The 12016-nt window shown below is 29.6% G+C and carries 11 protein-coding genes; 5 read left to right on the forward strand and 6 right to left on the reverse strand.

Going from position 1 to position 12016, the window contains the following annotated elements; genetic code table 11:
* Positions 1 to 95: 95 nt before the first annotated feature.
* Positions 96 to 527, reverse strand: a complete 432-nt coding sequence (locus MBM09_RS00740) for a hypothetical protein (RefSeq protein WP_238674938.1) — start codon at positions 525 to 527, stop codon at positions 96 to 98.
* A gap of 852 nt (positions 528 to 1379) precedes the next feature.
* Between MBM09_RS00740 and MBM09_RS00745 the strand changes: the two genes are divergently transcribed.
* A complete protein-coding gene (locus tag MBM09_RS00745; protein WP_238674939.1) occupies positions 1380 to 1601 on the forward strand; it encodes a hypothetical protein in 222 nt (73 codons plus the stop codon).
* Here MBM09_RS00745 and MBM09_RS00750 read toward each other — a convergent pair.
* Complete coding sequence (locus MBM09_RS00750) at positions 1595 to 1801, reverse strand: hypothetical protein (protein WP_238674940.1); 207 nt, start codon at positions 1799 to 1801, stop codon at positions 1595 to 1597. The genes MBM09_RS00745 and MBM09_RS00750 overlap by 7 nt on opposite strands.
* 107 nt (positions 1802 to 1908) lie before the next feature.
* Between MBM09_RS00750 and MBM09_RS00755 the strand changes: the two genes are divergently transcribed.
* Positions 1909 to 2856: an IS1595 family transposase gene (locus MBM09_RS00755; protein WP_238674941.1), complete on the forward strand. Its 948-nt coding sequence runs from the start codon at positions 1909 to 1911 to the stop codon at positions 2854 to 2856.
* A gap of 254 nt (positions 2857 to 3110) precedes the next feature.
* Here the strand turns inward: MBM09_RS00755 and MBM09_RS00760 are convergent, their stop codons facing one another.
* The gene (locus MBM09_RS00760; RefSeq protein ID WP_238674942.1) at positions 3111 to 3668 is read right to left on the reverse strand and encodes a hypothetical protein; all 558 of its coding nucleotides are present in this window, start codon (positions 3666 to 3668) and stop codon (positions 3111 to 3113) included.
* A 78-nt stretch (positions 3669 to 3746) separates the two neighbouring features.
* Here MBM09_RS00760 and MBM09_RS15905 point away from each other — a divergent pair, with 78 nt between their 5' ends.
* Entirely contained in the window at positions 3747 to 3872 is a 126-nt protein-coding gene (locus MBM09_RS15905; protein ID WP_256444203.1) for a hypothetical protein, read from the forward strand.
* A 448-nt stretch (positions 3873 to 4320) separates the two neighbouring features.
* The gene (locus tag MBM09_RS00765) at positions 4321 to 4653 is read left to right on the forward strand and encodes a single-stranded DNA-binding protein (RefSeq protein ID WP_238674943.1); all 333 of its coding nucleotides are present in this window, start codon (positions 4321 to 4323) and stop codon (positions 4651 to 4653) included.
* Between the two features lie 48 nt (positions 4654 to 4701).
* On the opposite strand, the gene nadB is transcribed toward MBM09_RS00765, so the two are convergent.
* Genes nadB through MBM09_RS00780 form a run of 3 tightly spaced genes read right to left on the reverse strand, consistent with a single transcriptional unit; the run spans position 4702 to position 9045 of the window.
* Complete coding sequence (gene nadB / locus MBM09_RS00770; RefSeq protein ID WP_238674944.1) at positions 4702 to 6261, reverse strand: L-aspartate oxidase; 1560 nt, start codon at positions 6259 to 6261, stop codon at positions 4702 to 4704.
* Between the two features lies 1 nt (position 6262).
* Positions 6263 to 7189 (reverse strand): quinolinate synthase NadA, encoded by a 927-nt coding sequence (gene nadA, locus MBM09_RS00775; protein ID WP_238674945.1) that lies wholly within the window; start codon positions 7187 to 7189, stop codon positions 6263 to 6265.
* Positions 7190 to 7239: 50 nt separating this feature from the next.
* Positions 7240 to 9045 carry a hypothetical protein gene (locus MBM09_RS00780; protein ID WP_238674946.1) on the reverse strand — a complete coding sequence of 602 codons (1806 nt, stop codon included), beginning with the start codon at positions 9043 to 9045 and terminating at the stop codon, positions 7240 to 7242.
* A 333-nt stretch (positions 9046 to 9378) separates the two neighbouring features.
* Here MBM09_RS00780 and MBM09_RS00785 point away from each other — a divergent pair, with 333 nt between their 5' ends.
* Positions 9379 to 11970 carry a phosphoenolpyruvate carboxylase gene (locus tag MBM09_RS00785; protein WP_238674947.1) on the forward strand — a complete coding sequence of 864 codons (2592 nt, stop codon included), beginning with the start codon at positions 9379 to 9381 and terminating at the stop codon, positions 11968 to 11970.
* The last annotated feature ends 46 nt before the right edge of the window (positions 11971 to 12016 follow it).

Here is a 12016-nt window from a genome sequence, read left to right on the forward strand (position 1 = left end):
ACTAAGAAATGAATAAAAAATTTACATTTAGAGAAAGGAAGTTGATAAAAGTTATTTTTATAAGCGTTGTATTATTAATGCTTTTAATTGTAATTTCACTTGTTTTTTTCAGGGATAAATTCTATTATTAATACTACAATATTTATCAAAAAAAATATAATAATATACCAATAGAAATATATATAAGCGTTACAAAAAAAACCTACAGAATACACTACAAATAATAATATTGATTTCCATATAATTAATATAAGTGCAGACACTGAAACGCTTTTTAGTATGCGGTCTTCTTCGTTTTCTTTCTCTTCTTTAAAATCTTCAGTTAATAATAATATAAACGTCATAAAAAACACAGAAACAAAACTCAAAGTGCCAGATAAAACTATTAAAACTGTTCCATTTGTGTTTTCGTAGAAGTTATTATTTAAAAAGAAAATCGACAAATACCATAATGGAGATATTAATAATGATATTACAAATGATTTTAAAAACTCGCTAGATTCTTCTATATCTTTTAAATACGACATGAATTATAATTTATTCATCAATTTACAACAAAAGAATAAATATCCTACAAAAAAAGCCACTCTATTAACTTATATACTCCATAAATAGCACCAAACAATAAAGCCCACAATAAGCCACCTAAAAAGTTTTGTTTGTGTCTATTTGTGTAATTATCGTAATAATCGTTTTCTAGTTTATTCTTTTTTTTAAACAAATTTATTTGGTTTTATATCAGTAACAGTGTGCTTTTCAAAGGTATATAAAATATCTTTGTTAAAAACTTGTTGACAACGTTTTTAAAACCCATTTTCTAAATCAAAACATATCCACTAGCTTTACAAACACATCAGAAAACCCTTCCGCAAGCACTGGTGTTAGTGAAAATTCATATTAACTAACTAATTTAATTTAGAGGTATATCCTTATTTGTATTAAACAAATAAAGGAGATGCTGTAACATCTCCTTTGCGGACTAGGAAAGTCCTAGTCTTTAATTTTATTAATCTAACACTATTCACAGTGAAAGTAAGAAGAACTGTACGTACAACCCGTACAATCCGTATTACAAGAAGAGTTACCCGTAGGTAATTAATCTTAGTAACCCAAAAGGGGCGAATAATAGTACCCCCTTTTTTTAAGTTTTAGTTTTGAGAGATTGAAGTCAGTCTCATTAGCTGTTCCTAAATCGAGTTTAGTAGACTCAATCTTAAATCTAAAACTTTTTAATTAAACGCCAATGTCCGACATTGGCGTTTTTTCATTTGTAAATATACAAATAAATATTTTATGAGTCAATAAAATATTAGTATATTTTACTATTTTTATTCACAATTTTTAGCATATTTTACTAAAAACTGCTTATTTTTGGTCTTATGAGTAAAAAACCAAAGGATGTTTTCATAGCCTTATGCGATAATAGGATAATATGTTATCATGTGAAATTAGAGCCTTTTTACAAAGAACTCAAAACCATAGAGCCAGATATAAACAGCTTATCTTATTATCAAAAAGAGTTTAAAAAAAATAATGAGATAGGATATATGAATGTAAAAGACAGAAAAACTTATTACTTAATACGTTTAAGTTCTCAATAATGCTTAACCTTATGAATTCTGTAATTCATAAACTCGATCGGGAATTTCTTTTTTCTTATTAAAGTCCAATAACTAGGAAAATTATCATCTTCTACTATTTCAGTAATCTTTTTTAGGTTTCCGAACGTACCTAAAACTTCACCGTCTTTGAGAAGTACATAACTATACTGGTTTTCCTTTCTCTCTTTATATGTAGTCATGTTACAAAACTACAAAATATATCAATATAACCGTAAATATTTGTATATTTTATTTGTACATGTCAATATATTCGGTTATATTTGTATAACTAATTAAATCAACGACCATGAATTTCAAATCTTTACCACAGCTTTTAGATTACTTCAAAGAAGAAAAGACTTGTATTGAGTATTACGAGCAAATTCGTTGGGACGGTAAGCCTGTATGTCCTCATTGTGGTTGTGAGAGAACATATAAAACCACAAGAGGTTATAAATGTGCTAATAATGAGTGTTACAAAAAGTTTACTGTTACCGTTGGAACAATCTTTCATGGTTCTAAAATATCTTTAAGAATATGGTTCGCAGCTATCTATTTAGCGACTACACATAAAAAAGGCATTAGTTCGGTTCAATTAGCTTTAGATTTAGGTATCACGCAAAAAACCGCATGGTTTGTATTGCATAGAATTAGAGAAATGCTAAAAGACAAAGCACCGCAAATGTTAGGAGAAAACAATATGGTAGAAGTTGATGAAACTTACATAGGTGGTAATAATAAAAATAGACATTACGGTAAAAAGCGTTCGCAAGTGGATAACACTTTAACCAATAGCGGTGAAGTGTACCAACCTAAAAAAATGGTAGTAGGTATTATTGAGCGTAACGGCAAAGTAGCTTTAAAACACGTTCCGAGTGCTGATTTAAACAATATCGGTGCATTGATTAGTAAACACGTGCCTAAAGGTTCTACAATCTATTCAGATGAAGCACCTGTATATAGTCATTTAAAAAAGTATTACACGCATGACAACGTTAAACACTCTTTAAATGTTTATGTTGAAAACGGTGTACATACTAATACTATTGAGAACTTCTGGAGCGTTTTAAAGCGTGGTTTGTACGGTGTTTATCATCAAGTAAGCGCAAAGCATTTAGAACGTTATTTAGACGAATATAGCGCACGTTTTAATACTAGAGATTTATCTAGTCAAGAGCGTTTTGAAAAGTTTTTAATTGATAGTGAGAGTGTGTTGAGTTATAAGAGACTTACAAATATTAATAAAGCCTCTTAAAAAAAGAGGCTTTATTTTATTTTAATAAGATTAAATTTACTATCCACCTGTTTTGTCATTACAATTAATTCCATTTCCTAAAATTTTAAATTGATTTTTCATGTTTATTTATTTTTAATTAGTGTTTTTTTTTAATTCGTTGCGTTAAATTACTATTATATTAGTAAAAAACAATACTTTCTTTAATAAAAAAATCTATTTTTATAGATATATTAACAAAATAATCGACAAAATACATGTTTTTAATCGTTTAACTACTTTATTTCAAAATCCTTGCCAAATCCGAAATGACCATTTTTTACATCTGCTAAAATAGAAAATTCTCTTTTAAACATTTTAGATAATCCACTAAAACCATTTTTAGCCATAAGTGTAAATTCTAATTTGTTATTATGAACTTTTAAAATTGATTTTAAATCATGCGTGGTTCTAAATATAAATGCATTTTTACCATCATTTTTAAAAGGCTTATATCTGTCAAGAATATTAGTTGAAGGGTCAATAAATTTAATATCAACAGCCCTATCATTAGTCCCACAATTTACATTGTAAGGAGTTAGGCTTTCTAAATTAGCTACAATATCATATGCAACAAACAGTGAACGATTAGTAACCTTAATTAAATACGAATTTTTTAGCTCTGGTGAATAGTTATCTGTGTCAACAAAAGCTATTTCTTCAGAAATTTTAAATTTTGGTTTAGCAAATACAAACAAAAGAAGTATTAAAACTAAAGATCCTAAAAAACTTGCTAGAGCACCTATCCAAAAAGTAGTATCTGCAATAAAAATAAGGTATGTAAGTGAAAACATATTAAATATTTAAACATTCTAAGGAAGAGATTGTAAATATTAATATATTTACGTAATTAATTGTATTTTTTTGACAAAATGACAGAAAAAACAGATAAAAAGCAAGTAAAGCCCTCAAAATCAAAAGAAAAGGCTTTAAAAATTAATACATCATTAGACGAAGTATTAAAGGCTTCCGTTCCTAAGCCTAAAAATAAGGAATAGCACCGATTTTGGTCGTATGTTAAGACTATCATGTATTAACAAGTGCAACACGTTATTTGAGATAAAACAACCTTTAATTTGAACTATTCGGCAAGATGCTCACGCTCTGGATTTCTGAATAAGTAGATTCTAATCGTGGATTAAAGGACTTCACTCAAAAAAAATAACCGCTCTAGGTTATGTTAAATTACTATTCTTTCTTGTCCCTTGTTGTATATAGATGCCAAATATAATAAAAATTATTCGTTTACAAACGACTACAAACATTTACAAACGATTTTAAATAAGTAATAACCGAATAAAATTTTGATGCTACCAGATATTTGCACTGTCGAATTTATGTTGGACTTATTTCAGCAACTTATTCACAAATCAAGTATTAAATAAAAAGATCCTGAAACGAGTTCAGGACAAAGTATTAACTGTTTAACGATTAAAATTTAAAATTATGAACACACTTAGAAACAAAGTACAGTTGATTGGTAACTTAGGAAACGACCCAGAAATCATCAATCTTGAATCAGGAAAAACATTAGCAAAATTTAATATTGCAACTAACGAAAGTTACACCAATAATAAAGGTGAAAAAATAACAGATACCCAGTGGCACAATATAGTTGCATGGGGAAAAACAGCTCAAATTATTGAGAAGTATGTAACTAAAGGTAAAGAAGTTGCTATTGAAGGGAAATTAACTTCTAGAAGTTATGACGATAAAGATGGAAACAAGCGCTACATTACAGAAGTCGTGTGTAGCGAACTACTTATGTTAGGTAAATAAAAACCTAATTTATTTACATTTATAAGTGAAGCTTTTTTGAAGCTTCACTTATTTTTTTACGTTATCAATATTGTAATACCCGCCTTTATTCTCGGTTCTATCTAAAGATTGCCTTATAATTAAGTGAGCAACGTTAACCATATTTCTTAATTCACAAAGTGATGTTGTTATTTTTGATTCACGATACAATTCCTCTACTTCATTATAAATTAAATCTAAATGTTTTATAGCTCTTTTTAAGCGCTTATTACTTCTAACAATACCAACATAATCGCGCATTAAAGCTTGCAATTGTTTAAGATTATGTTGTACTAAAACATGCTCTTTAGGAATAATTGTTCCTTCATCATTCCATTCTGGAATAACAAGTTCAAAAGGTTTAGCTTCTTTCTTGCTATGGTATTTAAAAATATTATGTGCATACACCAAAGCCTCCAATAACGAATTAGATGCGAGCCTGTTAGCACCATGCAAACCTGTTCTAGAACATTCTCCACATGCAAATAAATTAGTAATAGTTGTTTCCCCTTTTTTGTTCACTTTAATACCTCCACACAAATAATGTGAAGCTGGTATTACAGGTATCCAATCGGTTTTAATATCAATATGATGTTCTAAACACGCTTTGTAAATATTAGGGAAATGCTTTTTAAAAGCATCTATATTTAAATGTGTACAATCTAAATACACATGAGTTTCTCCAGATTTTTTTAATTCGTTGTCTATACTTTGTGATACAATATCTCGTGATGCTAATTCGGCACGTTTATCATAATCTGGCATAAAACGATATCCTGATTTATTTCTTAAATAAGCTCCAAAACCCCTTACGGCTTCAGAAATTAAAAATGATGATTCACCTTTAGCTTCATAAAGTGCTGTAGGATGAAATTGCACAAACTCCATGTCTTTAATTTTAGCTTTTGCTCTATAAGCCATAGCAATCCCATCGCCTGTTGCAATAACCGGATTTGTTGTGTGTCCATAAACACAACCAATACCACCTGTTGCTAGTAAGGTATTATTAGCTATTATTGTGAATATTTTACCCGTTTTTTCATCTAAAACATAGGCGCCATAACACGACAATTCTTTCTGCTCACTGTTTTTAATATGGTGATTTGTAACCAAATCAATAGCAAAATGATGTGATAAAATAGTAATATTTGATAATTGATGAGCGCGCTTTAATAAAGCACGTTCTACCTCATAGCCTGTGATGTCTTTATGATGCACCACACGATATTCTGAATGCCCACCTTCTTTTCCTAAATCGAAATCACCACTAGAATCAACATCAAAATTAGCGCCCCAAATCATTAATTCTTGAAGTCTATTTGGGCCTTCTTTTATAACCATTTCAACTACATCTTCATTGCACAAGCCATCGCCTGCAATTAAAGTGTCTTCAATATGTTTTTTAAATGAATCTTTTTCTCTGTTTAAAACAATAGCAACACCGCCTTGAGCATATTTAGTATTCGATTCGTCTTCATTGCCTTTTGTAACAATAACTACATTTCTATCAGGGAATCTCTTCGCTATTTTAACCGAAAATGTTAAACCTGCTATCCCCGAACCTATTACTAAATAATTTGCTTCTATCATATCAATTAGATAATTCTAACATACGTTCAATTGGCAATAAAGCACGTTCTATAATATGTTCTGGTACTTCTATTTTAGGTGTTTCATGTAATAAACAATCATATAGTTTTTGTAGCGTATTCATTTTCATAAAATGGCATTCGCTACAAGCACAAGTGTTATCTTCTTCTACTGGTGCAGGAATTAAATCTGTGTTTGGCACTTCCTGTTGCATTTTATGCAAAACACCTGCTTCTGTTGCAACAATAAATTTTTGGTTTGGATGTGCTTTTACATAATTTATCATTCCTGTTGTAGAACCAATATATGTTGCTGTTTTTAATATATGTGTTTGAGATTCTGGATGTGCTATAATTTTATAATCTGGATGTTTTTTATGCAACTCTATTAACTTATCCATAGAAAAGGCTTCATGAACCACACAGCTACCATCCCAAAGCAACATGTCTCTGCCTGTTTCAGCAATTATATATTTACCAAGGTTTTTATCTGGCGCGAAAATAATTGGTGTTTCTTTTGGTACAGATTCTACAATTTTTAAAGCATTTGATGATGTACAAACAATATCGCTCAACGCTTTTATTTCGGCCGAACAGTTTACATAAGTAATTACCAAGTGATTTGGATGTTCTTTTGTGAATTTTTCAAAAGCTTCTGGTAGGCAAGAGTCTGCCAAAGAGCATCCTGCATTTAAATCGGGCAAAACAACGGTTTTAGTTGGATTTAATATTTTGGCTGTTTCTGCCATAAAATGCACCCCTGCAAATACAATAATATCTGCATTTGTCTCTACTGCTTTTTGCGACAACCCTAAACTATCTCCCACATAATCTGCGATATCTTGTATTTCTGGTACTTGGTAATAATGAGCCAGAATAACAGCATTCTTCTCTTTTTTAAGACGTTGTATTTCTTTTACTAAATCCATTTTAATTGCTTTAGGTAACTCTAATTATTAAAACAAAAAATAATATCTACTTACACCCTAACGGTTAAGCTTTGAATGTCTAGTTGAATTTGATTTAAGGTTATTTCATTTTTTTCTAATTCTTTTAAAACTCCTATTTTAATATCTTCGAAAGTATTTTTTACCCCTTCAAATAAATTTTGATAATAAGAAACGCCTGCTTTCATATTATTAGTAAATGCTAGCAAATATTTCTCTTCCTTTTTACTCATTGATATTTTTGCTTCATCTAATTTATTTTTCAGGTAACCCATATAAATCTGCAATTCTTTTACAAATAAATTAGGACGATCTGTTCTTGATATCATATTTCCTCTGCCGTAAATATGGTCGGTAATATTTTCAAGACTCATAATTTTAGAATAATAAGCCATATTTGGACCTGGACAAACAGAAACACCTTCGCCTTCAACTTTAGTATCTAAATTGTAGGCCAATAAAGCCGATGTTCCTAAACCAACACAAGTACAGGATTTCTCAACAATTTTATTGAATTGTTTTTTATAGTCTTCCTCTGAAAACTCTTGCCTATCTAATTCTTTTATTTTTAAAAATTGATACTCTCTAGATGCAGTACAAATACCCGTTTCTTTAAACTCTTTATTTAAAGCAACAAACTTTTTGGGGCAAGAGCTTCCTGGTCTACCTTTATTAATTAAAACCGTTTTCTCTAAATCTTTTGTATTGTCTCTTAAATTATTAAACGGTATTCCTAAAGGTGAAATATCGCTTAAATACAAATCGTCTTCTTTAGCTTTTACTAACTTATTTAAAGTTTTTTTATCTACAGTTGTTGCTTCTGGAACTAGCAAAAAAGGAGTACCCCAACCAACAGAATCTAAATTGTAATGATCTAATAAAAAATTGTGTTCTTCTTGGGTTCCTACGCCTCCTTGAGCTGTAATCTCAAAAGATAATGCCCTTGGTACAATTCTATTTTGATTTTCAAGCTCTTGATTTAATATAGTTTGTATGGATTTTTTTAGTTCTTCCCGTTTTTCTTTAAACTCTGCCAAAACCGGCCCTAAAAGATAACCGTCTGTAGCAAAAGCATGTCCACCACAGTTAAGTCCAGATTCAATTCTATACTCTGAAACCCACAAACCTTTTTTAGCCAAAAATTTACCCTGAATTAATGCAGATCTATAATCGCTTACTTTTAAAATAATACGCTTTTTAAAAACTCCCGTTTCATCTGGAAAAAAATCATCAAACCGACTCATGTAATGATATAATCTAGGATTAAGTCCAGCGGAAAGTACAACAGATGAATTTAGTTTACTATTGGCAAACCCTCTTAAAGCGGCATGTGCATCATTATATTCTGAAGTTAATTTTTCTTGCTCTTTATAATTGTCTTTATCAACTTTGGTCATAATATTAACATCAATATTACCCATGGTTAAATTCTTAGAAGCCCATTTCTTAATTTCAGAAAAATCAAATCCATTTAATGTTAATTTTTTAAACTCAGCCTTTAAACCAGAAGTATCTGGTAACATGTTTATATAACCTAAAAATTCATCGCTTTTTTCTGTGGTTATATTTTTTAATAACTCAAACTTTTTATCAGCTAAATCACTAATTAAATTTAAATAAGACGTGATTCTTTTAGCTCTAAAATCATCTATTTTATTTGTAATTTCATTGTAAGGAATTTTGAATTTCTCGCTATACATTTTTCTTAATTTTTCTAGTAAAATATCATCAACTAAAGAAATTACAGAGTCCATGCCATATTGTGCCACTTTTAAAGGCGTATCAATTGTAAATCCAATACCCATTACAGGAATGTGAAACGAATGTGTTTTTTTCATAATTAATTTTTACACTCTTAAATGTTTTTAATAGTTAATTCAAACATTCAATTGTAGATTAATCTGTAAAGATATTTTACATGAAAATCATAGAATATGATATATATCATACAACGAATTCTCTATTACCTTAAAAATTTAAATTTAGACGATTAAAAAGAAGCTAATCTCTAATGATTAATCAATTAGAAAAACACAGGGATAGTAAAGATTTTTTTAATTATTCATAATTTGAATTCATCAAAGTAATAAAAATGATAAATTTTTATCTAGAACAGCTTGATTAATTTAAGCTTTACTACTTTTATAAAAAATTTTCAATAGAAAAATAAGATGTCTGTAGAGCCAAAATTAACACGATTTAAGCAAAACGTAATGTCTAAATATCAAATATACAATAGTATATTTATGACACTACCTTTTGATGCTGTAACAAAAACAGGAGTATTACTTCCCTTATTTCATGAAACATGCGAAAAAGGATTTGCAAAAGGTGATGATCCTACCACAATAGTAGATACATTTTTTAAAAAATACCAAGCGCGTCGCTCTAAAGAAAGTCAAATAAATCTTTTGTTTAGGTTTATTCAATACATTGAAAGACAAGTTGTTTTATTTGATGCTATTGAAGATGCGGCATTCCCAATTGTAAACAATATGGATGGCGTTGGTACTTTAAGAAATTTAAAGGGAACTGCTGTTTCAGAAAATAAATTAGAAGATCTAAAGAATTATTTAGATGAGTTTAAGGTTAGAATTGTTTTAACAGCACATCCAACTCAATTCTATCCAGGTTCTGTTTTAGGAATTATTACAGATTTAACTGAGGCTATAAAAGAAAACAACCTATCTGAAATCAATAATCTGTTCGGTCAATTAGGAAAAACACCTTTCTTTAAAAGAGAAAAACCAACACCTTATGACGAAGCTAAGAGTTTAATTTGGTATTTAGAAAATGTATTTTATACTTCGTTTGGCGAAATATACAATTACATTCAACAGAATATTTACGATGATGGTAAAAAACATAACGAAATTATCAATCTTGGTTTTTGGCCAGGTGGAGATCGTGACGGAAACCCATTTGTAAAACCAGATACTACTTTAAAAGTAGCCGCAAAGCTAAAACAAGCCATTTTAAAGAAATATTATGCTGATCTTAAAAACTTAAGACGAAAATTAACTTTTAGAGGTGTTGAAGAGCGTGTAGTTAGACTAGAAACTATTTTATATGATTATAGTATAGATTTAGATTCACCAGATGCTATTACATCAAAAGAACTCATAAGAGAATTACTTAGTATTAGAAACCTTGTTGTAAAAGAGCATCAATCTCTATATGTTGGAGAAATAAACAATCTAATAAACAGAGTTCATTTATTTGGTTATAATTTTGCAACACTAGATATTAGACAAGATAGTAGAATACATCATACTGTTTTCACAAAAGTTATAGATTACTTAATTAAAACTGGAAATTCATCATTCCCAGATAATTATCACAGTCTATCTGAAGCTGAACAAATTGAAATATTATCAAAAGCTAATGACAGTATTCCAGATTTAGATGTTTTTGAAGATGAAATGGTAAGGAATACATTAAAAACTATTGCTATTATTAAAGACATACAAAAAAGCAATGGTGAACGTGGTGCTAATAGGTACATTATAAGTAATAACCAAACTGCTTTAAATGTGATGCAACTATTTGCCATGCTAAAAATAGTTTCTTTTAAAGATGAATTAACAGTAGATGTTGCGCCATTGTTTGAAACTATTCCTGATTTAGAAAACGCTCCAGGAGTTATGGAACAACTATATACAAACCCAGAGTATATGGCACACTTAAGAGCTAGAGGTAGTAAACAAACTATCATGCTTGGTTTTTCTGACGGTACAAAAGATGGTGGTTATTTAATGGCAAACTGGGGAATTTATAAAGCCAAAGAATTGCTTACTGAAATGTCTAGAAAATATGATATTACTGCCATATTTTTTGACGGTCGTGGTGGACCACCAGCCCGTGGTGGTGGAAAAACACATCAATTTTATTCTTCTTTAGGACCTACTATTGAAGATAAAGAGGTTCAATTAACTATTCAAGGACAAACTATTAGTTCTAATTTCGGAACTTTAGATTCGTCTCAATACAACTTAGAGCAATTAATAAGTTCTGGTATTAATAACAGAATTAGTAGCGAAAAAAACAAAATGTCTGATGAAGACAGAGTTGTTATGAACGATTTGGCCGAAACAAGTTACCAAACATATAAAGATTTTAAAGGTCACCCTATGTTCATTCCATATTTAGAACGTATGAGTACTTTAAAATACTATGCTAAAACTAATATTGGAAGTAGACCATCAAAACGAGGTACTTCAGATAAATTAGTGTTTTCAGATTTAAGAGCCATACCATTTGTAGGTTCTTGGAGCCAGTTAAAACAAAATGTACCTGGATTTTACGGTGTTGGTACTGCATTGAAAAAGTATGAAGATAAAGGTGAATTTGATAAAGTAGAACAGCTATACAAAAACTCTAAGTTCTTTAAAACTTTACTAGAAAATAGTATGATGTCTTTAACAAAATCGTTTTTCGACTTAACAAAATACATGTCTAAAGATGAAGAGTTTGGTGATTTTTGGAATATTATTTATGAAGAATATCTAACAACCAAAAGATTACTTTTAAAAGTTACAGGTTATAAAGAGTTGATGCAAAATGAGCCTTCTGGTAAAGCGTCAATTGAAGTAAGAGAATCTATAGTCTTACCTTTATTAACTATACAACAGTATGCTCTTAAAAAAATTCAAGAGTTAGAAAAAGCTGGTGTTTCTCCAGATGATGAGCAAAAGAAAATCTACGAAAAAATCGTGACGCGTTCTTTATTTGGAAATATTAATGCTAGTAGAAATTCGGCATAATAAATAGTTTTATATACACATAGAAAAGCCAGTATTTTTTAAATAC

Source organism: Flaviramulus sp. BrNp1-15, assembly GCF_022259695.1.
GTDB lineage: Bacteria > Bacteroidota > Bacteroidia > Flavobacteriales > Flavobacteriaceae > BrNp1-15.

Excerpts from the sequence above, each read along its gene's own strand:
- MBM09_RS00760 (WP_238674942.1), bottom strand. The coding sequence starts at position 3,668 with ATGTTTTCACTTACATACCTTATTTTTATTGCAGATACTACTTTTTGG.
- nadA (WP_238674945.1), bottom strand. The coding sequence starts at position 7,189 with ATGGATTTAGTAAAAGAAATACAACGTCTTAAAAAAGAGAAGAATGCT.
- MBM09_RS00740 (WP_238674938.1), bottom strand. The coding sequence starts at position 527 with ATGTCGTATTTAAAAGATATAGAAGAATCTAGCGAGTTTTTAAAATCA.
- MBM09_RS00750 (WP_238674940.1), bottom strand. The coding sequence starts at position 1,801 with ATGACTACATATAAAGAGAGAAAGGAAAACCAGTATAGTTATGTACTT.
- MBM09_RS15905 (WP_256444203.1), top strand. The coding sequence starts at position 3,747 with ATGACAGAAAAAACAGATAAAAAGCAAGTAAAGCCCTCAAAATCAAAA.
- MBM09_RS00755 (WP_238674941.1), top strand. The coding sequence starts at position 1,909 with ATGAATTTCAAATCTTTACCACAGCTTTTAGATTACTTCAAAGAAGAA.
- MBM09_RS00745 (WP_238674939.1), top strand. The coding sequence starts at position 1,380 with ATGAGTAAAAAACCAAAGGATGTTTTCATAGCCTTATGCGATAATAGG.
- nadB (WP_238674944.1), bottom strand. The coding sequence starts at position 6,261 with ATGATAGAAGCAAATTATTTAGTAATAGGTTCGGGGATAGCAGGTTTA.
- MBM09_RS00780 (WP_238674946.1), bottom strand. The coding sequence starts at position 9,045 with ATGAAAAAAACACATTCGTTTCACATTCCTGTAATGGGTATTGGATTT.
- MBM09_RS00765 (WP_238674943.1), top strand. The coding sequence starts at position 4,321 with ATGAACACACTTAGAAACAAAGTACAGTTGATTGGTAACTTAGGAAAC.
- MBM09_RS00785 (WP_238674947.1), top strand. The coding sequence starts at position 9,379 with ATGTCTGTAGAGCCAAAATTAACACGATTTAAGCAAAACGTAATGTCT.